17 protein-coding genes are annotated in these 25,614 nt (G+C 40.8%); 3 read left to right on the top strand and 14 right to left on the bottom strand.

Translation table 11 applies throughout. The annotated features are described in order from the left end of the window. The first annotated feature begins 523 nt into the window (after positions 1 to 523). Positions 524 to 3,328, top strand: coding sequence for a DNA polymerase I (gene polA, locus FCS21_RS09370; protein ID WP_138622715.1), 2,805 nt, complete (start codon positions 524 to 526; stop codon positions 3,326 to 3,328). A gap of 979 nt (positions 3,329 to 4,307) precedes the next feature. On the opposite strand, the gene FCS21_RS09375 is transcribed toward polA, so the two are convergent. Then, positions 4,308 to 5,480: a benzoate/H(+) symporter BenE family transporter gene (locus tag FCS21_RS09375; protein WP_138622717.1), complete on the bottom strand. Its 1,173-nt coding sequence runs from the start codon at positions 5,478 to 5,480 to the stop codon at positions 4,308 to 4,310. A 104-nt stretch (positions 5,481 to 5,584) separates the two neighbouring features. Between FCS21_RS09375 and FCS21_RS09380 the strand changes: the two genes are divergently transcribed. Beyond that, a complete protein-coding gene (locus FCS21_RS09380; protein WP_138622719.1) occupies positions 5,585 to 6,154 on the top strand; it encodes a helix-turn-helix domain-containing protein in 570 nt (189 codons plus the stop codon). On the opposite strand, the gene FCS21_RS09385 is transcribed toward FCS21_RS09380, so the two are convergent. The 11 genes from FCS21_RS09385 to greB all read right to left on the bottom strand — a co-directional run bounded on the left by FCS21_RS09385 (position 6,151) and on the right by greB (position 19,382). Continuing rightward, the gene (locus FCS21_RS09385; RefSeq protein ID WP_246047149.1) at positions 6,151 to 7,422 is read right to left on the bottom strand and encodes a hypothetical protein; all 1,272 of its coding nucleotides are present in this window, start codon (positions 7,420 to 7,422) and stop codon (positions 6,151 to 6,153) included. The genes FCS21_RS09380 and FCS21_RS09385 overlap by 4 nt on opposite strands. Continuing rightward, positions 7,395 to 8,042 (bottom strand): hypothetical protein, encoded by a 648-nt coding sequence (locus tag FCS21_RS17035; RefSeq protein ID WP_246047150.1) that lies wholly within the window; start codon positions 8,040 to 8,042, stop codon positions 7,395 to 7,397. Before FCS21_RS17035 ends, FCS21_RS09385 begins: the two co-directional genes overlap by 28 nt. Positions 8,043 to 9,084: 1,042 nt before the next feature. Then, complete coding sequence (gene recG, locus FCS21_RS09390; RefSeq protein ID WP_138622721.1) at positions 9,085 to 11,178, bottom strand: ATP-dependent DNA helicase RecG; 2,094 nt, start codon at positions 11,176 to 11,178, stop codon at positions 9,085 to 9,087. Positions 11,179 to 11,203: 25 nt separating this feature from the next. Next, positions 11,204 to 11,911 carry a tRNA (guanosine(18)-2'-O)-methyltransferase TrmH gene (trmH, locus tag FCS21_RS09395; protein ID WP_138622723.1) on the bottom strand — a complete coding sequence of 236 codons (708 nt, stop codon included), beginning with the start codon at positions 11,909 to 11,911 and terminating at the stop codon, positions 11,204 to 11,206. A gap of 185 nt (positions 11,912 to 12,096) precedes the next feature. After that, positions 12,097 to 12,486: a deaminase RidA gene (gene ridA, locus FCS21_RS09400; protein ID WP_138622725.1), complete on the bottom strand. Its 390-nt coding sequence runs from the start codon at positions 12,484 to 12,486 to the stop codon at positions 12,097 to 12,099. Between the two features lie 59 nt (positions 12,487 to 12,545). Continuing rightward, the gene (spoT, locus tag FCS21_RS09405) at positions 12,546 to 14,654 is read right to left on the bottom strand and encodes a bifunctional GTP diphosphokinase/guanosine-3',5'-bis pyrophosphate 3'-pyrophosphohydrolase (protein ID WP_138622727.1); all 2,109 of its coding nucleotides are present in this window, start codon (positions 14,652 to 14,654) and stop codon (positions 12,546 to 12,548) included. 178 nt (positions 14,655 to 14,832) lie between these two features. Next, on the bottom strand, positions 14,833 to 15,120 hold the full coding sequence (rpoZ, locus tag FCS21_RS09410) for a DNA-directed RNA polymerase subunit omega (RefSeq protein ID WP_138622729.1): 288 nt from the start codon (positions 15,118 to 15,120) through the stop codon (positions 14,833 to 14,835). A 606-nt stretch (positions 15,121 to 15,726) separates the two neighbouring features. Beyond that, positions 15,727 to 16,395: a guanylate kinase gene (gene gmk, locus FCS21_RS09415; RefSeq protein WP_246047151.1), complete on the bottom strand. Its 669-nt coding sequence runs from the start codon at positions 16,393 to 16,395 to the stop codon at positions 15,727 to 15,729. Between the two features lie 170 nt (positions 16,396 to 16,565). Further along, positions 16,566 to 17,756, bottom strand: a complete 1,191-nt coding sequence (locus FCS21_RS09420) for an amino acid aminotransferase (RefSeq protein ID WP_138622733.1) — start codon at positions 17,754 to 17,756, stop codon at positions 16,566 to 16,568. A 253-nt stretch (positions 17,757 to 18,009) separates the two neighbouring features. Beyond that, complete coding sequence (locus FCS21_RS09425; RefSeq protein WP_138622735.1) at positions 18,010 to 18,720, bottom strand: DUF445 domain-containing protein; 711 nt, start codon at positions 18,718 to 18,720, stop codon at positions 18,010 to 18,012. 179 nt (positions 18,721 to 18,899) lie between these two features. Then, the gene (gene greB, locus FCS21_RS09430) at positions 18,900 to 19,382 is read right to left on the bottom strand and encodes a transcription elongation factor GreB (protein WP_138622737.1); all 483 of its coding nucleotides are present in this window, start codon (positions 19,380 to 19,382) and stop codon (positions 18,900 to 18,902) included. Between the two features lie 451 nt (positions 19,383 to 19,833). Here greB and FCS21_RS09435 point away from each other — a divergent pair, with 451 nt between their 5' ends. Beyond that, positions 19,834 to 22,269: a Tex family protein gene (locus FCS21_RS09435; RefSeq protein WP_138622739.1), complete on the top strand. Its 2,436-nt coding sequence runs from the start codon at positions 19,834 to 19,836 to the stop codon at positions 22,267 to 22,269. Positions 22,270 to 22,551: 282 nt separating this feature from the next. Here FCS21_RS09435 and FCS21_RS09440 read toward each other — a convergent pair whose 3' ends face one another. Both FCS21_RS09440 and FCS21_RS09445 read right to left on the bottom strand, forming a co-directional pair. Continuing rightward, positions 22,552 to 24,144 (bottom strand): methyl-accepting chemotaxis protein, encoded by a 1,593-nt coding sequence (locus tag FCS21_RS09440; RefSeq protein WP_371287232.1) that lies wholly within the window; start codon positions 24,142 to 24,144, stop codon positions 22,552 to 22,554. A gap of 198 nt (positions 24,145 to 24,342) precedes the next feature. After that, positions 24,343 to 25,503: a DcaP family trimeric outer membrane transporter gene (locus FCS21_RS09445; RefSeq protein ID WP_246047152.1), complete on the bottom strand. Its 1,161-nt coding sequence runs from the start codon at positions 25,501 to 25,503 to the stop codon at positions 24,343 to 24,345. Positions 25,504 to 25,614: the final 111 nt, after the last annotated feature.

Raw genomic sequence — 25,614 nt, forward strand, 5'->3', positions numbered from 1 at the left:
GCTCGCTTATGTTTTTTTGTTCTTTAAAAGGGGCACTAATCGGTAAAAAAAGTTTAATAATTAACTGGTAATCAGCCCGATTTCTGATAATCTTCCCCCCTAGATACTCACTTTAGCTTGTTTTTTGTACAGCCAAGCAGTTCACACTATAAATAACGTAATAAGAAATTTATCCACATTAAGTAAAAATAAAAGCTAAACGTTGTGAAATGTGATGCGATTCTATTTATTTATATTAAAAACAAGTATTTATAATTACTACGCCAGATTTGCAATAAGCAATTTCCTGGCTATTTTTCGTACTTGATCACAAGGTTATCCACAAGCTCTACCAATAAAGTAACCAATAAGCACCTTGATAAAGTAGCGCTTATTGATATCAATTCCATTACCTCCAATCAATGCCTTACCTCTCAGCCTTTTAATTCTCGTTGAGTGGTCACTAACTTAATGGACTTGGTATTATACTTTATGTCATGCTTAGCCATCTTTAGCTTAATTTAGTCGCTTCGCGTATTTTTTTATGACAACTTCTGCCACCAATATTGATCCAACTATCCTAAAATCTCCCTTAATATTAGTCGATGGCTCTTCGTATTTATTTCGAGCCTATCACGTGCCTTATTTACAAGCACTTTCAACCGCCGATGGTCAACCTACGGGAGCGATTACCGGTGTATTGAATATGCTAGGTAGCCTGAAAAAAGACTATCCTAACGGCAATATCATTGCTATTTTCGACGCTAAGGGGAAAACTTTTCGTAATGATATGTACCCAGAGTACAAAGCTAATCGTCCACCTATGCCAGAAGAATTACGCAGCCAAATTGCGCCTTTACATGACATTATTACCGCCATGGGTTTACCATTGTTAGTGATTCCTGGCGTTGAGGCTGATGATGTTATTGGTACGCTAGCAAAACAAGCAGACGAGCTTGGTATTGAAACCGTTATTTCAACTGGCGATAAAGATATGGCGCAGCTTGTTACTGAACATGTCAGCTTGATTAACACCATGACCAAGGTTGCTATGGATGTTGATGGCGTTAATGAAAAATTTGGCGTTCGCCCTGATCAAATTATCGATTACCTTGCCTTAATGGGCGACAAGGTTGATAACATTCCTGGCGTAGTTAAGTGTGGACCAAAAACCGCGGTAAAATGGTTAACAGAATACAGTACACTCGACGGGGTTATTGCTAATGCTGATAAAGTTAAAGGCAAGGTTGGTGAAAACCTACGTGATGCCTTAGCGCAGTTGCCGCTGTCTTATCAATTAGCGACCATTAAGTGTGATGTTGAATTAGCCTTATCTGCGTCAGAATTAGCAGCCGGTGAGCCAGACGTTGAAGCATTAACTGAACTTTATCAAAAGTTTGAATTAAAACGTTTATTAGCAGACTTAGCAAAAGGCGCTAGCGAGTCAAACGCTGCCAGTGCAAGCAATACAGCGAAAGCCATTAATGTAGTAGCAGCTGGTGAACAAGCTGCTGAAATTAATGCCGCAGTGGTAGAAGAAAGCCAATACGATATTATTTTAGATAAAACACTTTTTGAACAGTGGCTACAAAAATTACAAGCGTGTGAAGTTTTTGCCTTTGATACTGAAACCACCAGTGTGCATTATATGCAGGCAGAATTAGTCGGCTTATCCTTTGCTATTGAAGCAGGTAAAGCCGCTTATATACCGCTAACGCATGATTATGAAGGCGCACCTGAGCAACTCGATAAAGACTGGGTACTAGCGCAATTAAAACCATTGCTCGAAAGTAAAAAAATTAAGAAAATTGGTCAAAATATCAAGTACGACGCCAATGTATTAAGCCATTATGATATTGCTTTACAAGGCCTTGAGTTTGATACCATGATTGAATCTTATTGTTATAACAGTGTAGCTACTCGTCATAATATGGATGCGTTAGCACTGAAATACCTTGGTTATAAAACTGTTTCTTTTGAAGATATTGCTGGTAAAGGCGCTAAGCAACTGACCTTTAATCAAATTGAACTTGAAAAAGCAGGTCACTATGCTGCTGAAGATGCCGATATTACTTTGCGCTTACATCAGGCTATTTATCCTGCATTAGCGCAAACGCCTGCAATGTTAAGTGTTTTTACTGATATTGAAATGCCTTTATTAACAGTGCTGGCGCGTATGGAACAAACGGGTGTTTTAATTGATAGTGATGTCTTGGCCGATCAAAGCGTCAGCTTAGGTCAGCGGTTAGACGAGCTGGAAATTGAAGCTCATAATTTAGCCGGTAAAAGCTTTAACTTGTCATCACCGAAGCAATTACAGCAAATTTTGTTTGAAGAACTGCAAATACCGGTCATCAAAAAGACCCCTAAAGGTGCACCGTCAACAGCAGAAGAAGTGCTACAAGAGCTCGCACTTGATTACCCATTACCGAAAGTTATTTTGGAAAATCGCGGTTTAAGCAAACTTAAATCAACTTACACCGACAAGTTGCCGTTAATGGTTAGTGAGAGAACAGGTCGTTTGCATACCTCTTATCATCAAGCGGTTACCGCAACTGGGCGTTTATCTTCAACCGATCCAAACTTACAAAACATTCCCATTCGTAGTGAACAAGGTCGTAAAATTCGCCAAGCGTTTATCGCCCCTAAAGATCACAAAATAGTGGCGATAGATTACTCGCAAATTGAATTACGTATCATGGCGCATTTATCTAACGATAAAGGTTTAGTGACGGCATTTAGCGAAGGCAAAGATATTCATAAAGCGACTGCCGCAGAAATATTTGCTGTTGAACTTGATGAAGTCACTACTGATCAACGTCGTAGCGCTAAAGCCATTAACTTTGGCTTAATTTATGGCATGTCAGCCTTTGGATTAGCGAAGCAACTCAATATTGGTCGTAAGCAAGCACAAGAGTATCAAGACAAATACTTCCAACGTTATCCTGGTGTATTAACGTACATGGAAGATACTCGTCAACAAGCGAGCGATCAGGGCTATGTTGAGACTTTATTTGGGCGTCGTTTATATTTACCAGATATTAATGCTAAAAATGGTATGCGTAAAAAAGCCGCCGAGCGGGCTGCCATTAATGCGCCTATGCAAGGGACAGCCGCTGATATTATTAAAAAAGCTATGCTGGCGGTAGACTCATGGTTACTTGAGCAAAATGATGACCGTATTAAGATGACCATGCAAGTTCACGATGAACTCATTTTTGAAATTCATCAAGATATTGTCGAAGAGACCACTGCTAAATTAGTGACGTTAATGAATGATGCTGTTGAGTTGAGTGTGCCATTAATTGCCGAATCAGGTATTGGCGATAACTGGGATGAAGCGCATTAATTTACTCGCTAATGACGACTGCTCTGTTTGGGAGTTCATATCAGTTTTGTGTAGGTTGGCCTTTAGGCCATCACGGCAATATTTTCCCTGTTGCTTTGACGGGGTAAACCCCGACCTACAAACAGCTTATCGAACAGCTTATCGCGCCAGCCATAATAAATCATTGGCAGGTATTTAAATGACCATTGTCGCGGTGGCGACGACACCCAAAGGGATACTGCCTCCGGCATCCCTCTGGACTTCCTCGGAGCTGCTAATCAAGTGTTATCCTGCATTTTAATAATATTTTCGACGTAACAGCGCTGAACGGGCATCCTTGCCCTACATCGCTTTGCTCATCATCCCTGATGAGCATACGTGAATATTACCTATCATTGCGGCACTTGATTCAAGCAGGCTTGGTGCGTGTTGACAGGTCAGGGGAAGGCGATATGAGTTTTATTTTTTGGAACTTATCGTGCCACCGCTCATATCAGTTTTGTGTAGGTTGGCCTTTAGACCATCACGGCAATATTTTCCCTGTTGCTTTGACGGGGTAAACCCCGACCTACATCGCTTTGCTCATCATCCCTGATGAGCATACGTGAATATTAGCTATCATTGCGGCACTTGACTCAAGCAGGCTTGGTGTGTGTTGATAGGTAGGGGGAGGCAATATGAGTTTTATTTTTTGGAACTTATCGTGCCACCGCTCATATCAGTTTTGTGTAGGTTGGCCTTTAGGCCATCACGGCAATATTTTCCCTGTTGCTTTGACGGGGTAAACCCCGACCTACAAACAGCTTATCGTGCCACCCATAATAAATCATTGGCAGATATTTAACTGACCTATTGTCGCGGTGGCGACGACACCCAAAACTGTAAAACACTAAGCCAGTGACTGTGCCCGATTGGTATTAATCTAAATGGGCTGAATCACTGCTTTTTTATGCCCGGTCGTTAGTTCGTATCACTAAGTTATATAGCTAACCGATAAGGGTTAACGGGCGTGGTTTTTTTTGAGAGAGCTTTGCAGTATTAGCGTTAAGCTACCGGCAACTAAGCCCCATAATACCGAGCTAATGCCCCATAAAGACAAGTTTGAAGCGGTCACTAAAAAAGTGATTATCGACGCTTCCGACATGGTTTTGTCAGACAATGATTGCTCAATACTGCTGGTAATGGTGGTGAATAAGGCAATACCCGCTAATGAATAGATAAGCGCACTGGGTAAGTGGGCGAAAACTTGTATTAAGTAACCTGAAAAAATAGCCATTAATATATAAAACAGCCCACCGGCAATCGCCGCCCAATAGCGTTTTTTAGGCTCTTTATCGACACTGTCGGTCATACAAATAGCGGCGGTAATGGCGGCTAAGTTTATTGCATAGGCACCAAAAGGTGCGGTCAGCATATTCACCAAACCGGTGACATTGAGAATAGCAGAAACCGGTACTTTATAATGATGTGCTCTTAATACCGCGATACCGGGTAAGTTTTGTGCCGCCATGGTCACGATAAATAAGGGCAAGCCAACCCCTAATATTGCGCCAACATTAAATTCAGGTGCTATATAGCTAAATTCACTGGCTTGCCACGATACCTGATTTACTTCAATTAATTGCAGCTGCCATGCCAGCACAACACTAATTGCCAAAACGAACAAGATGGTAAATTTAGGGGCTAGCGGCTTAACCAACAAATAGGTGACAAACATGGCGATAACCAGTAACGGTTGCTGATTCATTTGATTAAAAACATCAATACCAAAGTTAACCAAAATACCAGCCAACATTGCTGCCGCTAATTGAAATGGGAGTTTACTGATGAGCTTTTCAAACCAACCGGTAATACCGCACAGAAAAATTAACAAGGCTGAAAACATAAAGCCGCCTATGGCTTCGTTCAAACTAAAGCCTTGCGCGTTGGCCATAAGTAATGCTGCGCCGGGTGTTGACCAAGAGATAAGTATTGGAATACGGTAATATAAAGATAAGGCAATAGAGCTTACACCGATGACCAAGCCTAAGGTTAATAGCCAACTTGCGGCTAGGCTAGCATCGCCGCCTAAATTAATCACAGTTTGATAGATTAATGCGATCGAGCTGGCAAAACCAATAACTACAGCGACTAATCCCGCTACGCCCGCACTGAGAATACGGTTGACTAACATAGTAAATACTTCATAATAATTTTTTGATGTGCGTTATAACGCATAAAGAGGCGCGCATGGTAGCACCGTGCGCTATAGCGCACAAGGGGGCTGATAAGTAAAAAATGAGTAACAATATAAATAATGTGATCGGGGATCAATTAAAGGGGGCTAGAGCTGAACAGGGTTGGAGCTTGGATTTAACCAGTGAAAAAACCGGTGTTTCTAAAGCCATGTTAGGGCAAATTGAACGCGGCGAATCAAGTCCGACCGTGGCTCGATTGTGGAAAATTGCCAGTGGTTTTGATTTACCATTAAGCTACTTTTTCGGCGATATTACCGGTAATAAGGCCTCTGAGCGACTATTAACGTCCGACCAAGGCATGAGCATTGTTACGCTTTTTCCTTTTGACTCACAAACTAAAACTGAAATACATGCGTTAACGTTATCGCCATTACACCAGCACATGTCGTTGCCGCACAATAGTGGTGTTGTCGAACATATTCTGGTGATTGCAGGTGAAATGGAGTATTTTCTCGATGATAAATGGCATCGATTAGCGCAAGGTGAAGTGGTTAAGTTTGCTGCCAACGTAAAACACGGCTACCGCAATGTATCAGCAGAAAGTGTCACTTTTCATAATGTTATTACGTATACCGGCAGCGGCTTTTCACCGGTTAAAGTTTTAGCTTAGCTATTATTTTTCATAAAAAAGTTCACTGAATCTAAAGCGACAACATAGTCACGCTTAAGGTCTTTATTTTCCGCCAGTTTATCCAAATCACCAATCAGCGTTACTAACTTGTTATGAGCATGGTGGTTGGTTCTATTAAAATCGTCTGGCGTGCCTTTATTGGCAACCCGCTGTTTTTTATCTAGGCTATGACTCGTTTCGTTGCTCTCAAGCCATATATCGTTAATAAGGCGAATATTACTTTCATTGGCTGTTTTTTCAGAGAGTGCCATTTGTAGTTCATACTGCGATGTTTCGGGGTTAAATTGGTAGGTTTCTTTATCTATCGCTACTTGGTGTTGTTGATCAAGTCCAACTAATTCATTATCTTTTACCGCAGTGCCTATGTCATAGCTTTCGGTTTTATGGTAATAATCTGGACGGCTTCCCTGATAATCAAAATGCGCGTTTGCTGTTTTACTTTGTGTGATGCCGCTTAACTCGCCTGACTGATGCTGTTGGGTTGCTTGGCTCAAGGCAACACTGGCTTTTGGACGTAAGCCACGACCTTCAGGCTCTTTCGAAAATGAAAAATTTGCATCAAAATCGGCTAATTTAGAAAGACCAGCACCTAAGGTGTTATCGGCTTCGTTGCCAAGCCCTTGGTAGCGAGCATCACTGGTGATCATGTTATCAACTAACGCTGCCACCATCGCTCGGCCATTAGTGAATTGCTCTGCTGCTGTTTGCTCTATATCGCTATAACGCTGCGCTGCTGATGACATACTAGCAAAAGCGTCTTTAAATACAGCAAAACCTTGTAGCATGCTAGCATCGTCTTGTTTACTAAAGGCGGATGTCTCATTTTCGCCTTTACTGTTATGGCGACTCGCTTCGAGGTTTTTATCTAATGTGGCGATATATTGCTGCATTTGTGTGACGTCTTTACCGCCTACAGTAGACATATCTAACGAAAAATCTATTTCAGTAACACCGGCTTGTGAGCTAAAGTCTAGCGCTTGTTGGTTAGACTTTTGATCGACTTGGTAACTTAATTCGAGATTATTTTCTGGCTCGCCAAACTGCTGACCTTCAGTGGTGGAAAAAGCCACATCAAACCCTGATAATTGCTGATGATTGAACGCAGCTAAAAAACCAATATCAAAGTCGGCTTGACCTGCTGGCACATATTGACTGCCTGAGTTTTGACTTACTTTAAAAAATTCATCGGCCATTTCACCAACGCCTGATAAAACCTCGGTCAGTGCCTGATGCTCAGCTGCAGACAAGTCACCATCAACTTGGTAGCTAAGACAAAACCATCAACTGTTTTACCTGTCTTTTCATCATAACCTTGCGATGAATTAACGCTGATATTGATAATATCGCCTTCTTCATTGTTGCTGCGATTCATGCTGCTTAGGTAAAGCCCAAGTGCGCGGTCAACACGCTGTTCACTCGAGGCTAAAAAGGATTCTTGTTTATGCCCCAGTTGACCTAAGCTCGCTAAAATATCACTGGTATTAGCGTAAGCGCCGTGAATATCCTTCACCGACGAATTTAAGCGTTGCATTAACTTATCGCTATTTTCGCTATTGAGTAAACCCTCTTGTTGACTGCTTATTACGGTGCGTAAGGCTAATTCTTGGTCTGAATATTGGTAATTAGCGATTGTCGGTGCACTAGAGGAGGTGGTAAGTGAAGCAAGTTGTTGATGCAGTAATTGCTCAACGGTCGTATCGTCAAACTGGCTGAGGAGTTCTTCAGTTATTGCTGGCGCAGTATTTTTTAGCCCGCTTAGTTCGGTGGTGGCTGTGTGTGCTTTGATTGGCTGGGCAAGCGAGGTTGTTAAGTTAGGCTTATTGTCAGACTGAGAGTTGACTAGATGAGTTACTAAGCTGTTAATCATGATTATCCTTAATCCGCATCACATAGGTATACACATATTAAGATCTATCGGCTAACAAATTAAAAACATTAACGAAATTATTGATAAGATTATTTAAGTGAACTTATCGTGCAACAACAACTTATCGTGCCACCCATAATAAATGGAGCCTGAGTAAGGTCATTGATAGGTATTTAGCTGACACATTGTCGCGGTGGCGACGACACCCAAAGGGATACTGCCTCCGGCATCCCTCTGGACTCCCTCGGAGCTGCTAATCAAGTGTTATCCTGCATTTAAGGTAATATCTTCGACGTAACAGCGCTGAACGGGCATCCTTGCCCAACATCGCTTTGCTCATCATCCTTGATCAATACCAAGTCTATTAAGTTATTTCCCACTCAGCCAGAATTAAAAGGCTTAAAGGCAAGGCATTGATTGCAGAGAATGGTTATTCCCTTGTCAAAATCAATAACGCCTCATGTAAGCCTTTTAAACTGGTCCTTGGGAGCTTATTAGCAAACTGATAACCGCACAAAATTGATGAAATATAGAGCAACTATACTTAACCAATTTTGCTTGTTCTAAGTTTGCTAATACAGCTCTGAGTTGGGAATAAATTTAATAGAATTGGTATGACATACGTGAATATTAGCTATCATTGCGGCACTTGATTCAAGCAGACTTGGTGCGTGTTGATAGGTAAGGGGAGGCAATATGAGTTTTATTTTTTGGAACTTATCGTGCCACCGCTCATATCAGTTTTGTGTAGGTTGGCCTTTAGGCCATCACGGCAATATCTTCCTTGTTGCTTTGACGGGGTAAACCCCGACCTACGAAGAGCTTATCGTGCCACCCATAATAAATCATTGGCAGTTCTTTAAGTTTTATTTCTCTGTGAGCGCGCAGCGCCTCGGTGTTCTCAGTGGTAATATGTGGTTTTTCTTATATTTTAGCCATTAACAACTAAAGATATATTGACCCACTGAGGCTTCGCTCACCGAAAAGACAAAAAGAGTTTGTCGAGGCAAGTATCGATTTACAGGTAAATAGGTTGGTATGACTAGGCGTTAGAATAACGTTCTTTATTACCTAACCAACGCTGAATTAACGCTTGTGCGCATTGTGGTTGTTGGCGTGATAATAGGTAAGCTTTTTGCTTTATTTCTGGAATTAGGTAGCCATCGCGCACTAAATCGGCAATTTTAAGATCTGCTAAACCGGTTTGTCTAGTGCCGAGTAACTCACCTGGCCCTCTAATTTCAAGATCTTTTTCAGCAATAACAAAGCCGTCATTACTCTCACGCAGTACCGCTAAGCGTTTGGTGGCGGTTTTTGATAGTGGCGCTTTATACAACAACACGCAAAAAGAGGCGACAGAGCCACGGCCAACACGGCCACGTAATTGGTGTAGTTGCGCTAAGCCTAAGCGCTCAGGGTTCTCTATCACCATTAAGCTAGCGTTAGGTACATCAACACCGACTTCAATGACCGTGGTGGCGATAAGCAAGTGTAAGTCACCTGCTTTGAAGCTATCCATTACAGCTTGTTTTTCAAGTGCTTTCATTCGCCCGTGCACCAGGCCAATTTTCAGTTCAGGTAATTGTTCTTGCAGTAAAATGGCGGTGTCTTCAGCGGCTTGGCATTGTAGTACTTCAGACTCTTCAATGAGGGTACATACCCAATAAGCTTGCCTGCCATCTTCAACACAGCCTTTGCGAATACGTTCAACAACATCTCCACGACGTAAATCAGGTAACGCCACGGTATTAATAGGCGTTCTACCTGGCGGTAGTTCATCAATAATAGACGAGTCTAAATCCGCGTAAGCGGTCATAGATAACGTCCGTGGAATAGGGGTGGCGGTCATAATAAGTTGATGCGGATATTTATTATCAAAGACGCCCTTTTCACGCAAGGTTAACCGTTGATGAACACCAAATTTGTGTTGCTCATCAATAATCACTAATACCATGTTTTTAAAGACAACATCGGCTTGAAAGAGCGCATGGGTGCCAATGACCATTTGCATTTCGCCACTGGCAATTTGCTCTAGCGCTAATCTTTTAGCTTTTACTTTAGTTTTGCCTGCTAACCAACCAACGCTAATATCAAGTGGGGTAAACCAGTTAGCAAAATTAATAGCGTGCTGCTCAGCTAAAATTTCAGTGGGCGCCATTAAGGCGACTTGATAACCCTCACTAATAGCGGTTAAGGCGGCAAGGGCGGCGACTAAGGTTTTACCTGAGCCGACATCACCTTGTACTAAACGCATCATAGGTTGTGCTTTGGCTAAGTCCGCTTTTATTTCACTAACAACCCGTGTTTGGGCATTGGTGGGAGAAAAAGGTAATGATTGCAGAAATTTTTCAGTGACCTTGTCATCACCGACTAACGCTAGTGCTTCATGCACATCGCTGCTCTGTCTGAGTTTGAGCATACTCAAGTTGTGCGCGAGTAGCTCTTCTTTAATTAATCGTTGTTGGGCTGGGTGGCGGCCTTGCTCTAATTGTTCAACTGACACTTCAGGTGGTGGTCGATGAATAATAGTGAGTGCTTCACTGAGCGAGTATTGCTCGTTAAAAAGTTCGCTAGGTAATAACTCTTCTACTTGGCCGCGCTGTAATAGTACTAAAGCTTGCTCGGTTAAACTGCGCAGTGATATTTGTCTGAGACCATCGGTACTGGGGTAAACAGGGGTTAAGGTTTCTTCAGCAGCGGTTAATTCTCTGTCGTCATCAAGGGATTTATATTCAGGGTGAACCATTTGATAACCACGTGGACCACGTTTTACTTCACCATAGCAACGAATAGTTTTACCAATGGCTAAACTGTTTTTAAGACTGGCAGAAAAGCTAAAAAAACACAGTTGTATACTCCCTGTGCCATCATCTAGAGTCACCACCAGCATACGACGTTTACCGTGCGTAATTTGACTATCGGTGACGTCACCAATGATATTGGTAGCGGTGCCAACAAGTAACTCGCGTACGGTGGTAATACGGGTTTTATCTTCATAACGCAAAGGTAAGTGAAAGAGAATATCTTGCACGGATAGTAAGCCAATTCTCTCTAACTTTTCTGCCAGACTAGGTCCAACACCTTTAAGGGTACTGAGCGGAATTTGTGATAATCGGCTTAACGCTTCCAGTGGCATACAACTTTCCTTTAATGCTTAAGCATTAGTCGTCAATGTGTTGCCAAGATTTTTTGTCCATTTGCATTCTTTGCCACCATTGCTCATCAGCAACGATTTGACCGGCTTCATCAATTTCTGGATAAGGTAAACCCTTACGCTGACAAGCCTCAGCAAAAATAGGATGACCGCCTTCAAACAATACGCGTTGACGGCGTTCATTGCTTAAGCGCGGCTGATCATACATGCCAGCGGCAACACGTTGACGTTGTGCTTCGTAAAGTACTACCGAGCAGGCCACAGAAACATTTAACGACTGCACCATGCCAACCATAGGTATGACAATATCTTGATCAGCTAAGGCTAAGGCAACATCAGAGGCACCGAATTTTTCTTGGCCTAAAATAATCGCAGTGGGTTTGGTGTAATCTATTTCTCTAAAATCAACGGCGGTATCAGATAAGTTAGTCACTAAAACTTGCATACCTTGGGCTTTTAACTGAGCAATAGCGTCCGCTGTATTATGGTGGCTATGGACATCAATCCAGTTTTGACTACCGGCAGCGCTACCGCCACGTACTTCTGCTTCTTCGCTTTTCCAAATGGCATGAACATCACTGACACCTATGGCATCACAGGTTCTTACTACAGCAGCCAAGTTATGGGTTTTATGAACACCTTCCATACAAACGGTTAAATCTGGTTGGCGTTTATCTAACATGGTGTTAATGCGTGTTAATCTTTCAGGAGTCATGCTTTTAATCTTTTTAAATTTTTAATCTTAGCTCTTCAATAAAGCTAAGGTGCCATAAAATAAATCGGCAAAATGAATGTTATTTAGGCAAAGCCATCAAGCTGTCAGTCTATTGAGCTTATACGGATTGGTATGAGACCAACAGCGTAGACCCTGGCGACTAAATATCATTCATTAAGCTTATTTTAGTTAACGCTAGGAAGTTCCATAATACCGTCAATTTCAATTTCAACATCTTTAGGCAATCTAGACACCTGTACCGCAGCTCTTGCTGGGTAAGGTTGACGAAAGTAACGGCTCATAATGTCGTTAACGGTGGCAAAGTTGCTTAAATCAGTGAGGAAGATATTCACTTTTACCATGTCGTTGATCTCACCACCAGCGGCTTCACATACGGCAACTAGGTTTTTAAATACTTGCTCAGCTTGTTCGGCAAAGCCACCTTCAACTACCGTCATTGTTTCAGCAATAAGAGGGATTTGACCAGATAAATAAACAGTATTATTTACTTTTACTGCTTGGCTGTAGGTACCAATGGCGCTAGGGGCTTTGTCTGTACTGATAATACTTTTCATAACTTTCCTTTAATAAGCAGTCTTTGAATAACACTTTTGATGACTGCAGTCGTATTGTTTTATTTATTTCGAATGACGCGTTGAACATCAATCATTACTTTAATTTTTCTAATAATATCAGCTAAATGAATACGGTCTCGACAGGTTATTTCCATGTCAATAATGTATAAACCAGCCTCTTTTTCACCAGAATTTAAACTGTGAACATTTGAACCACATCGTGCGACAACATTAGTTAATAATGCTAATGCACCTTGGTGATTTAAAATTTCAATACGCAGTTTAGCAATAAACTCTTTATTGATACCACTATCCCATTTCACTGGAAATAAGCCCGTTTGCTCACGACCTTTAATATTACGACAACCTTGTTGGTGTACCATAAGGCCCTTACCTGGGCTAAGGTACGCTAAAATGGCATCACCAGGAATAGGGCGACAACATTTACCGTAACTTACTAACATACCTTCAGAGCCTTTTATCGGCAGTTTACTTTTAGGTGCGTTGGGCTCAATAAGACTATCACCGGTAAACTCATTAGTTAAACGTCTGGCAATACCAATACTTAAAGCATTACCTAAGCCGATATTTGTCAGTAATTCATCAAAGGTATCACTACCACTTTGATTAACCACTTCGGCTATTTTTTCTGGGGCAATATCGGCTAATTTTGTTTTACCTAAAGCGTGACTCAATAAACGTAAACCTAAGGTGTGCGATTCATTATTTTTACAGGTTCTCAGGTAAGTTCTAATTCTTAAGCGCGCTTTGGCGGTAACAACAAAGTTTAACCAGGTAGCATTTGGTCTTGCTGATGCAGAGGTAATCACTTCTATGGTTTGACCTGAATCAAGTGCTCGACTCATTGGGAAAGGTTTACGGTCAACCTTAACGCCAACACATGAATTACCTACATCGGTATGTACCGCATAAGCAAAATCAATAGCCGTTGCGCCCACTGGCAGTTCAATAATACGACCGTCAGGGGTAAAGACATAAATTTCATCAGGAAAGAGGTCAGATTTTACATTTTCAATAAATTCAAAAGAGCTACCAGCGCTTTGCTGTAATTCAAGTAAGCTTTGCATCCAACGGCGTGCTTTCATTTGCGCGGTAGTACCGGTGTTATCACCGTCTTCTTTATAAAGCCAATGCGCAGCAACCCCTTTATCAGCCATTTGATCCATATCTGGGGTACGAATTTGTATTTCTACCGGAATACCATGAGGGCCAATAAGTGAGGTATGTAATGATTGATAACCATTGGTTTTAGGAATAGCGATATAATCTTTAAAGCGACCTTCAATGGGCTTAAAGAGATTATGCATGGCACCCAAGGCGCGATAGCAGTTATCAATTTTTTCACTGACGATAACTCTAAAAGCATAAATATCCATTACTTCATTGAATAGTAATTCTTTGTTAAGCATTTTACGGTAAATAGAATAGAGGTGTTTTTCTCGGCCTTTAATTTCTGCATCAATACCGCTTTCTTTTAAGCGTGCCGCAATGGATTTTTCAATATTATCTAGGATGGCTTTACGATTACCACGAGCACTTTTTACTGCGGTTTTTAAAGCACGAGAGCGCATTGGGTAAAGGGCTTCAAAGCCTAAACGTTCTAATTCATTTTTTATATCATGAATACCTAAACGGTTAGCTATCGGGGCGTAAATTTCTAACGTTTCTCGGGCAATGCGGCGTCGTTTATCTGGGCGTAAAGCGCCAAGAGTACGCATATTGTGAGTACGGTCAGCTAGTTTAATTAAAATAACACGAATATCTTGCACCATAGCAAGTATCATTTTACGGAAGTTTTCTGCTTGTAATTCTTCTTTGTTATCGAACTTGAGTTTATCCAGTTTACTGACACCCTCAACAAGCTCAGCCACGGTATGACCAAAAAGCTCTGCAAGTTCATCTTTGGTTACACTGGTATCTTCTATTACATCGTGTAATAACGCCGCCATTAATGTTTCATGGTCTAGGCGCATTTGGGCTAAATTAAGCGCTACAGCAACAGGGTGAGTTATATAAGGGTCACCACTTGAGCGCATTTGGCCATCATGTGCATCTCGGGCGACAATATAGGCTTGCTTGAGCAGCTCAATTTGTTGTTCAGATAAATAGGTAGCGCTAAGCTTTTTCAAAGGTTCAAATAGGTACACCTAGTTACTCCAAATTGAGGGGGAAAGTGGTGATAGTTCCACATAGCTAGAATACGCGGCAATAGGCTCCACTTACAAGCAGAAATTAAAGCCTGAGCAATAAAAAACGCGTAACCTTTTTTCTGAATAAAGCAGAAGGGATACGCGTTTCAAAGGGTATAGCTACAAGAGTTTAACGTTAGCTAAAATCTTCTTGTTGACCACCAACAATCGCTGCAACAGCGTCTAACTCAGCAGTATCTTGCTGAATTTGTTGTTGACGATCAGAAGTGTTCATAATATCGGTAGTAATTAAACCTGCTTCGATTTCACGCAAAGCAATTACCGTTGGCTTATCATTTTCGATATCAACCAAAGGATCTTTTCCACCCGTTGCAATTTGACGAGCACGACGAGATGCAACTAACACCAAATCAAAACGATTACCGACTTTTTCTACGGCATCTTCAACAGTTACGCGAGCCATTTGGTCACTCCAACTAATAATAAAGCAATTTAAAAAATAGTGACGTAGTTTAATACTCACTCATTAATTAAGCAAGTAATAGCCACTAAAAAAATTAACCATTAAAAACTAAAGGCATTTTCACTACTGAGATGTATGGCGGCTACGCTCACCGAGAAGACATAAACAAAAAATGGCCAGTTAACGATTTTCGACTACATTTTTTTGTAATGTCGGTTGTTTTACAGTGCCTTGGGTTTTTCTCAATGTAGGTCGGGGTTTACCCCGTCAAAAAACATCAGCAATATGATTAGCTTGACGGCCTAAAGGCCAACCTACACAGGAGTGTCGGTTGTTTTACAGTGCCTTGGGTTTTTTTCAATGTAGGTCGGGGTTTACCCCGTCAAAAAATATCAGCAATATGATTAGCTTGACGGCCTAAAGGCCGACCTACAAGGGAGTGTCGGTTGTTTTACAGTGCCTTGGGTTTTTTTCAATGTAGGTCGGGGTTTACCCCGTCAAAAAACATCAGCAATATGATTAGCTTGACGGCCTAAAGGCCGACCTACAAGGGAGTGTCGGTTGTTTTACAGTGCCTTGGTGGTGATATGTTACGGCCCTTATGTTTTAGGTATTTTGCTCTTGAGCATCGTTGTTGAGTAATTTACGAAATAATGCTTGTTGAGCAATACTTTGCTGGCGGCACTTTAATCGTTGATTCTGTACAATAATGGTGAGATCAAGCAAAGCTTGGTCGAAATCTTTATTAACGATAATGTAATCAAATTCATTGTAGTGTGAGCACTCAGCTTGGGCTTGTTCCATTCGACTAGCGATAACTTCTTCGCTGTCTTGACCGCGACCTCGTAAGCGTTTTTCTAGTTCTTCTTTTGAAGGCGGGCTGATAAAAATAGTGGTTACTGTGGGTCTTTTCATACGCACTTGCTGAGCACCTTGCCAATCAATATCAAGAAACACATCAATACCTTGGGCTAGTTGTTTATCAATAGCTGCTTCAGAGGTGCCGTAATAATTGCCAAACACTTTAGCGTATTCATAAAAAGCATTGTTCTTTATTTGCTTTTCAAACTCATCAACACTAACAAAGTGATAATGCTCGCCATTATTTTCCCCTGGACGAGGAGCACGAGTAGTATGTGAAACCGATACTGCTAATGTTCTTTTTGAAGAATCCGCTTCCTGTTTTGCTTCTTGCTTTAGTAAAGCAGTGATCAAGCTAGATTTGCCAGCACCACTTGGTGCAGAAAGAATAAATAAATTGCCAGGTACAGTCACAAGGGGTTCCTTAGGGTTACCTAAAAAATAGGCATAAAAAAAGCTGAAGCGCATTTTACTCTATTAGAATAAAAAAATCTTCAGCTTGATTACGTCCCGTATTAAGAAAATTTAATACGGCAATACATCATGGCTTAGTAGCTTCTCAGTACTAAGCCTAAGTATTTGAATTAAAGTACTTTAGCGATAGACTGTGCTAAGTAGTCAACATTGTCTTTTGAATAACCAGCAATACTCATACGGCTAGAGCCAATAAGGTAAATGCTGTAATCATCTTGTAGTTGTTGTACTTGCTCAGGCGTAAGGCCTAAGAAAGAGAACATACCAGATTGACGGCTGATATGACTAAAGTCTTGCGTTACGCCATTTTCAATCAGTTTTTCAACGATTAAATTACGGTTGTCGCTAATACGATCACGCATATCTTTTAATTCGCCATACCATTCTTCACGTAATTCTTCAGACGTTAGAATTGTTTCAACAATTGCCGCACCATGTGCTGGTGGCATAGAGTAAATAACACGTGCGTTATAAAGTAATACTGAATGGGCAAGGTCAACGGCTGTGCTTGATTTACCAATAATGGTACAAGCGCCAATACGTTCACGGTATAAGCCAAAGTTTTTAGAACATGAACTACAAATGATCATCTCTTCAACAGCGTCAGCCATTAAGCGTAAGCCGTAAGCATCTTCATCTAAGTCGGTACCAAAACCTTGGTAAGCCATATCAAGTAGTGGTGTGAAACCAACTGTTTTAGCGACATCAGCAACTTGTTGCCATTGTTCTTTATTTAAGTCCATACCACTTGGGTTATGACAACAAGCGTGTAATAACACGACATCGTCACTACCTACGTTTTTAAACGCGTTTAACATGCCATCAAAATCTAAAGTTTTGTTGTCATAATCGTAGTAAGGGTAAGTTTTAACATTTAAGCCAGCAGCGGTGAATACGCCAATGTGGTTTGCCCATGTTGGATTACTGATCCAAATAGTTGTGCCCGCTTTACATGATTTGATAAATTCACCAGCAACACGTAATGCACCGGTGCCACCTGGCGTTGAAATAACGCGAGCACGGTCTTGGGCAAGAACATTATGGTCAGCACCAAAAATAAGTTTCGCCATTTCAGTGTTAAATAATGGTGAACCACCTGGGCTAATGTAGGCTTTACTCATCTCTGTCGTTAAGCGGTGTTGCTCTGCTTTTTTTACACAGTTAAGTACTGGCGTGTTGCCTGCTTCATCTTTATATACACCAACACCTAAATCGATTTTCTTTGGGTTAGTATCTTTTTTATATTTAGCCCCTAATCCTAAAATTGGATCGGCAGGCAAAGCTTTTAAACTATCAAACATGACAAAATTTTCCTTTATGTTAGAGAGCGTGGCTAATAAGGCATTATCGCGATTATTACCCTAAAAGCTCTAGAAATTTTAATTGCCCAAGCATAACCTATGCACAAGGCGTAATTAAAGTAATTTTATGCCATATAGTGAGAAAATTATCATTAAACACTTATTATTAAACGTTACTTTCTACATTAAGCGAGTTTTTGATAGCTACTTTTAGCTACCACCCTGTGGCTTGATACCAATCATGAACAATCAGTTAAAAATTATTGGTTACTGCGGCTATAACACCAATGGCACCACCAAATATACCACCCCAGACAACTAGCCAACCTAGGTGTTTGTGTATCATCTTTTGTACTATTTCTTTCACCAACTGTGGTGTTAACTCATTAAGACGCTTTTCAATAATATCGCTAACTTTATCCCGCATACTGGAAATGATATCAGGCTGTTCTAACTCTTCTCGTAATAAGGTGTTAAATTGCTCGCTTTGGGCAATATCTTGAATAGAAAGTTTCATTTTCTCAATAAAGGGCGCTCGCATCGGTTGTAATGCTTCGCTACCACCAACCATGGCAAGCATGCCACCAAAAGACGAATTTTCAATAACGGAGACTAAATTGTCAAAGGCAGGCGAAAGATCTATTTTATCAATAACCGGCGTTAAATTTAGCGTACTGGCCTTGCCTGAACTATCAGAAAGAAAACGGTCAATATTTTGTTCGGTAAAAAACTGTTCCATCATTAATTGCTTTATAGCCACTTTAAATTCTTCAAAGCGCGCAGGAATTACGCCAGAGCCATAAAGTAGTGGCACCTTTTCAAATAACATATGCACAGCAAGCCAGTTAGTCACTGCGCCTGATAAGGCAAATAACCCTAGCGTAAAAAGAATATGTTGATTACTCACATAACCACCTAGGGTACAAGCGATAGCAATGAGGTTGGTAATAAGGCTTTTGTTCACTAAAAACTCCAAGATAATTAATTTTATAGCACGGTATAAGTTTTAAAGGCGGCTATGATAGCATTTAATTTATAGATCCCCATTTTCTTCAATAAACACCTTGCTGATACCTTTATTTCTCGCTGAATGTAAAATAACTTGGTATTCATTTATGCAATGTAATTAAGCCGTTGCAGCGTTTATTTTGTTAATTTGTAATCAATGTTAATAATATCAAAAACGCGCTCTCCGTCAGGGGCATGTACTATTACTTCATCACCAACAGACTTACCCAGTAAAGCACGTGCCATTGGAGAATCTATGCTGATTTCGCCTCGTTTAACATCCCACTCATCGGGGCCGACTACACGATAAATAACTTCAGCATCATCTTCATTAATTAAGGTAACCCAAGCACCAAAAAATACTCGGCCTTCTTGCTGAGGGCTAGGGTATACAATCGTTAATTCCTCTGTACGCTTTACTAAAAAGCGTACTCTGCGGTCTATTTCACGTAAACGACGTTTACCATAAATGTATTCTGCGTTTTCACTTCTGTCGCCTTGCGCTGCCGCTTCACTAACAGAGCGAGTAATTTTAGGGCGTTCATCTTTCCAAAGAAACTTAAGTTCTCTATCTAAGCGATCCCAGCCTGCACGGGTTATATAGTTTGATTTTTTCATGGCGTTACTTTACCTAATAATGACTGCTATTGGTATCAGGACTTGTTGAGTTATGAACTATGGTTCGCGGTGTTTTTTGAACTCGTTCTCACGCTTCGCGTGGTAATGCATAACGTGACAAGAGATCTATCCTAAAAGCTAAACAATAGTTCAAGGGTGACCAATGGCAGAAGTCGATACAAAATAACTCAACAAAATGTGAAAAAAAATAGAGTATATTCATCATAACCCGGTCAAGCGAGGATATGTCGAGCAAGCTAAGTATTGGCGTTACTCCAGTGCTCGCCATTACGAGGGAGAAACGGGCTACTTGATATTTGTAAGGTTTGGTAGCTGTATACTTTGAAGCCGTCTGTATTACCACGCTCCGCGTGGTAACGCATAATCGTTTTCTGTTAGTCTTTTTCTGTTACTATATAGCGCATTATTATCCTGCTGGAACTTCCTTTCAATGGTCACTATTGCACAGCAAATTGCTCAAGAACTTAATGTTAACGTAACACAAATTAATGCGGCTATTACTTTACTTGATGATGGTGCTACTGTGCCATTTATTGCGCGCTACCGTAAAGAGGCAACCCAAGGTTTAGACGACGGTCACCTTCGCCACTTAGCACAACGTTTAAGTTATTTACGTGAATTAGAAGATCGCCGCCAAGTTATTTTAGTGAGCATTAAGCAACAAGATAAGCTCAGTAGCGAGTTAGAAAAACTCATTAAACAAGCCGATAACAAAACGCGTTTAGAAGATTTATATTTACCTTATAAACCCAAAAGGCGTACCAAAGGTAAAATAGCGAGTGAAGCAGGTATAGCCCCATTAGCCAATAAGCTTTTTAATAACTGGCAACTGTGCCCAGAAAAAGAAGCGGAAGCATTTATTAATCAGGCGGCAGGCTTTACTGATGTTAAATCGGTGCTTGAAGGGGCAAGTTATATTTTGGCAGAGCGCTTTAGTGAAGATGCAAACTTACTGGCAAAGCTACGTCGTCACTTATTAAAGCAAGCACACTTAGTGAGTAAAGTGGTTAAAGGGCAGGAAAAATCCGGTACTAAGTTTCGTGATTACTTTGCTCACAGTGAAAAGTTAAAATCAGTACCGTCTCATCGTATGCTAGCGATGTTACGCGGCAGAAATGAAGGCTTCTTACAGCTATCTATTGATGTTGACCCAGGGCAAGAGAGCGGTATTTTTAGTAGCGCAGAACAACTTATTATTGAACATTTCACGCTACGTTGTCTATCAGGTGGCAGCTTATCCGGTGCAACAAAAGCAGCGGCGACAGATTTTTTAACCAAAGTAGTGCAATTAACCTGGAAAGCTAAATTAAGTATTAGCTTAACTAATGAGTTAATCACTAGCTTACGCGAGCAAGCTGAAACACAAGCTATCAAGGTTTTTTCAAATAACCTTACCGATGTATTAATGGCGGCACCTGCAGGCTCATTAGTGACTTTAGGATTAGATCCAGGCTTAAGAACCGGTTGTAAAATTGCGGTTGTTGATGGCACAGGTAAGTTATTACATACCGCTACTATTTTTCCTCATGCACCACAAAACCATTGGGATAAATCAATACGCACCTTAGTTAATGTTTGTCGTCAGTATAAAGTTGAATTAGTCGCTATTGGCAACGGCACGGGTTCGCGTGAAAGTGACAAGTTAGTGGCCGAAGTCATTCAGCTCTTTAAAGCTGATGAAAGCAAGCTACAACTTACTAAAATGATTGTTAGTGAAGCTGGAGCGTCGGTTTATTCTGCCTCAGAATTAGCGGCCAATGAGTTTCCTGATTTAGACGTGTCAATTCGTGGCGCCGTCTCTATTGCTAGGCGCCTACAAGATCCATTAGCTGAATTAGTTAAAATTGACCCCAAAGCTATTGGGGTTGGACAGTATCAACATGACGTAAGCCAAAGCCAACTGAGTAAAACACTTGATGATGTTATTGAAGACTGTGTTAACGCTGTTGGTGTTGATTTAAATAGCGCTTCAGCGGCATTGTTAACCCGCGTATCAGGGTTAAACAAAACTATGGCCAGTAATATTGTCGCTTTTCGAGATAGTGAAGGGCGTTTTACCAATAGAACACAGCTAAAGAAAGTCGCACGTTTAGGGCCTAAGGCCTTTGAGCAAGCGGCGGGCTTTTTACGTATTAGCGATGGTGATAACCCGTTAGATCAATCGGCACTTCATCCTGAAAGCTATCCAGTAGTTGAAAAAATCATTAGCCAACTACAGCTTGATGTTAGTAACGTACTGAATAACACCGAGCAATTACAAGCACTCGATATTAGCCAGTTAATGAATAATGAATTAGGTGAAATAACCATTAAAGACATTATTAATGAATTAGCCAAACCTAGTCGAGACCCTAGACCTGCTTTTAAAACCGCTACCTTTGCTGACGGTATTACCACCATGGCAGATTTAACCGTAGGCATGATACTTGAAGGTGTTGTGTCTAATGTCGCTAATTTTGGTGCCTTTGTTGATATTGGTGTTCATCAAGATGGCTTAGTACATATTTCATCGATCACCGACAAGTTTGTTAGTGACCCGCGTGAAATTGTCAAAGCCGGTGATGTTGTTAAAGTGAAAGTGTTAGAAGTTGATGTGGCGCGTAAACGCGTGAGTTTAACCATGCGACTTGATGAGCAAGTAACCGGTCAAGGGAGTAAGTCCAGTCCAACTAAGAGTGCTAATGACAATAATCATAGCAGTTCAGGTAAACAGGTAAGCACGCACGCATCAAGCCATCATGAAAAAAATCAAGGAAAACCATCAGGACAACAGCGTAAACCGCAAGGTAAATCTACGCCTAAAAAAGTCGATAACGCTGCCATGGGCAACGCCTTTGCTGATGCGTTTGCTAAACTAAAAAAGTAAAAAATGATTTTAGTTTATTATAGGAAAAACTATTGACTAACGTAATAAGAATGATTATCATTTAGTTATTATTTAGGCAGTGAACGCTCTCTCACTAAATAAGTAATAACAAAGCATGGAACTTAGTGGTTATGCTTCAGGACACATAATCACTAAGTACCGCTTTGAGCTTGAATGGGTTCTTCCTACTTTTAACTTTTTGATGGTTTAACCAGTAATACTTTCTTGATGATAAGTGTTACTGGTTTTTTTATCGACCAAAGCCATACTAAAGTCTTAAAGCTAAAACTTAAATCTAGCGACCACTGCAGACATATCATTACTACTGGTTTTTAATGCTTGGCTGGTATGTGCCAGCTGCTCTGTTGTCGCTAACGACTCATCAGTCATCCCCGCTAAATCATTAATACGTAAGTTTACTTCATCAGCCGCTTGGCTTTGTTGGTTTGTTGCGCGCGCTATTTGGGTATTCATATCTGAAATAACTTCCATTAAACGGTTTATTTCAGAGAGTGAATCGTCGGCTTTGGCGGTTTGCTCTACCGTTTTAATAGAAATATCTTGGCTAATTTGTACCGCTGAAACGGCTTCTTGTGCACCCTGTTGCAGTTTTTGGATCATTTTTTGAATTTCATTGGTACTTTGCTCTGTACGGTTAGCTAAGGTGCGCACTTCATCGGCAACCACAGCAAAACCTCGACCTTGTTCACCAGCACGCGCAGCTTCAATCGCGGCATTAAGCGCTAGTAAGTTAGTTTGCTCGGCAATGCTTCTAATCACATCAAGTACGGAGCCAATATTATCACTTTCAGAGGCAAGGCTAGCAATAACGTTACTAACGTCGTCAATATTCGTTGATAGCGACTGCATTTGATTAATGGTGCTAGAAATAATTTCTTTACCCTCTGAGGTGTTGTTTCTAGCATCATTAGCGGCTTGCTCTGCGGAGTTAGCATTATCACTGACTTCTTTTATTTGTGAGGTCATTTCCTCCATAGCTGCAGCAACTTGTACGGTAATATCATTTTGACTTTGTATTAACGCTTGTACACTTTCACTAGCACCAGCAAGCGCCTCTGACTGTGATAAAACCTTGGCAGTATTATCACTAACATCTTGCAGTGATTGCTGCATTTTGCCTGTGAACTCATTAAAGTAACTAGACAGACGTGATATTTCATCTTGGCCTGTAGCATCCAGCTTACGGGTTAAATCACCTTCTCCTTGTGCTATGTCTTTCATTAAGTGTGAGGCGGCATAGGTAGGGCTGATAATACTTTTACCAATAATGTAACTTAAAATAATGACAATTAAGGCAATGATAATACTAGTAATAATCAGAGTATTACGCTGCTCGACAAAAGTAGCGTCGATATCATCTAAATAAGTGCCTGAGCCAATAATCCATTGCCAAGCGGTAAAGCCTTTGACAAAAGAAATTTTATCAACAGGGTAATCAAAGCCCGGCTTGTCCCATTTATAAGGGACAAACCCTTGACCACTGGCGTTAACAACATTAAGCATTTCTATAAACAATAATTTACCGTCAGGATCTTTTATATCGCCAAGACTTTTGCCGTTAAGCGATGGCGTTATAGGGTGCATAATCATGGTAGGAGTAAAATCATTCACCCAAAAATAATTGTTAGTGTCATAACGCAAGCTGTTAATAACCCCTAGTGCTTGCTTTTGAGCTTGTTGTTCAGACAAAGTGCCTTGCTGCTGCAGCGCATAGAAGTGCTCAATAACAGTATAAACATTTTCTACTAAGTTTTTGTTTGCCTGCTCTTTTTGATTTAAAAGAGATTTGTACCCTTGAGACAAGCTGAAACTGTCTAATGCGATTAAGCCCATGAGTATTAAGGAAACTAGCATAGCTAGCCGGTGTTGAATGGTAAATTTTCGTAAAAATTTGATAACGTACTCCTTAATCGTTATTAATAACATCGTTGTTTATTGGGAAGGGTAGTAAATTACTGCAGACTATTCTTTGATCTGTATAAAAAAAGGGAAGCAATAGCTTCCCTATAAAATAACCACTTTTAAAGCTAATGACGTTAAGTGTTAGTTACACTATAAAACGTATTTGGCCGAAAATTGTAAGTAGTTAGAATCTTTATTAACTTCATTCATTTCGAAGTTACCGATTTCAACACCAAAAGAAAGTTGTTTGGTGTAGTTTCTAAATAAGTTAACCGCGACATGGTTACGCTTAGTATCGGCTAAGTCAGCATCTGTGCTGCCATAAAATACCGTTGAACGAGTGTCTTCATCCCAAAAGTGGCGGTAAGCGACCATGTAAGAGGTGGTTTTTTCCGCTTTTTGTCCTACTAAATCTCGTGCTGCAACAACACCTACGTAACGACCTGTGTTACCGGCATGTACTTGAAAGCGTAAATCATCTTTGCCAAAGGTATTAATACGACCGGCAACACCAAAACCAAAGGCTGATTCAGTTTTAGAATCTATGCCTACTACAGCATTTACAGCAGGGGTAATGACTACAGGTAGGCCAGTTGAAGAGTCTATAACAGTAACTGCTGGTTTAGCGGTAACCGCTGCAACAGTGGCTGTATTTAACTGACGCGCTAAACCTGATACTGACACGTTACCCCAGTCACCGGTGAAGGTGTATTTGGCAATAAAATCAGGAATAGAATCTTGGCTGCTATCACCTTTGTCAGAATGTGGATTTTCTAAAGAAAGCTGTAAACCACCATTAGTATAGCGAACCTGTCCTTGTCTAATAAACGCAGAAGCATTTAACGGGCCACCAAAGTCAGCCGCTTCAGCAAGTGCACTCGTGTTCATAAAGGTGGTCCAGGTTTGACCGACTAAAATATTTTTATATTGGATAAACGCGTGACGTAATCTAGGGTGTGATGAATTAGAAACAATTTGATTGCCACCACCACCCAGAAAATCTAGCTCAATAAAACCGGTAACATCGCCATGCACGTATTTAGTGTTAAAACGTGTTTCATTGACTGAAAATTTGGTTGTAGATATATCATTAACGACAGATGCACCACCAATCCAGTAGTCATCATTGGTTATGGGTGAACTAACATCACCATCGATGGTACGTACGTCGGCTTTAATGTAACCGCCAAACGTGATGCTGTCGCCGTCATCTAATTTAATAGTGTAACCTGCATTAGCTGCGCCAGTAAGGGCGAGTAAGCTAGTGGCTAGCACTAATTTTTTAACTGTAAATAATGAATGATTAAACATGATATTCCCCATTTTGTTTCTTTTAAGTTATTTTTAAGGTTATTTCTTTAAGCAAATTACAAAGTAAGTTTTATGAGGTCTTAAGCGCCTCTTATGATGCTATTTGTTATT

The organism is Colwellia ponticola (assembly GCF_005885605.1).
In the GTDB taxonomy this organism is placed as follows: domain Bacteria; phylum Pseudomonadota; class Gammaproteobacteria; order Enterobacterales; family Alteromonadaceae; genus Colwellia; species Colwellia ponticola.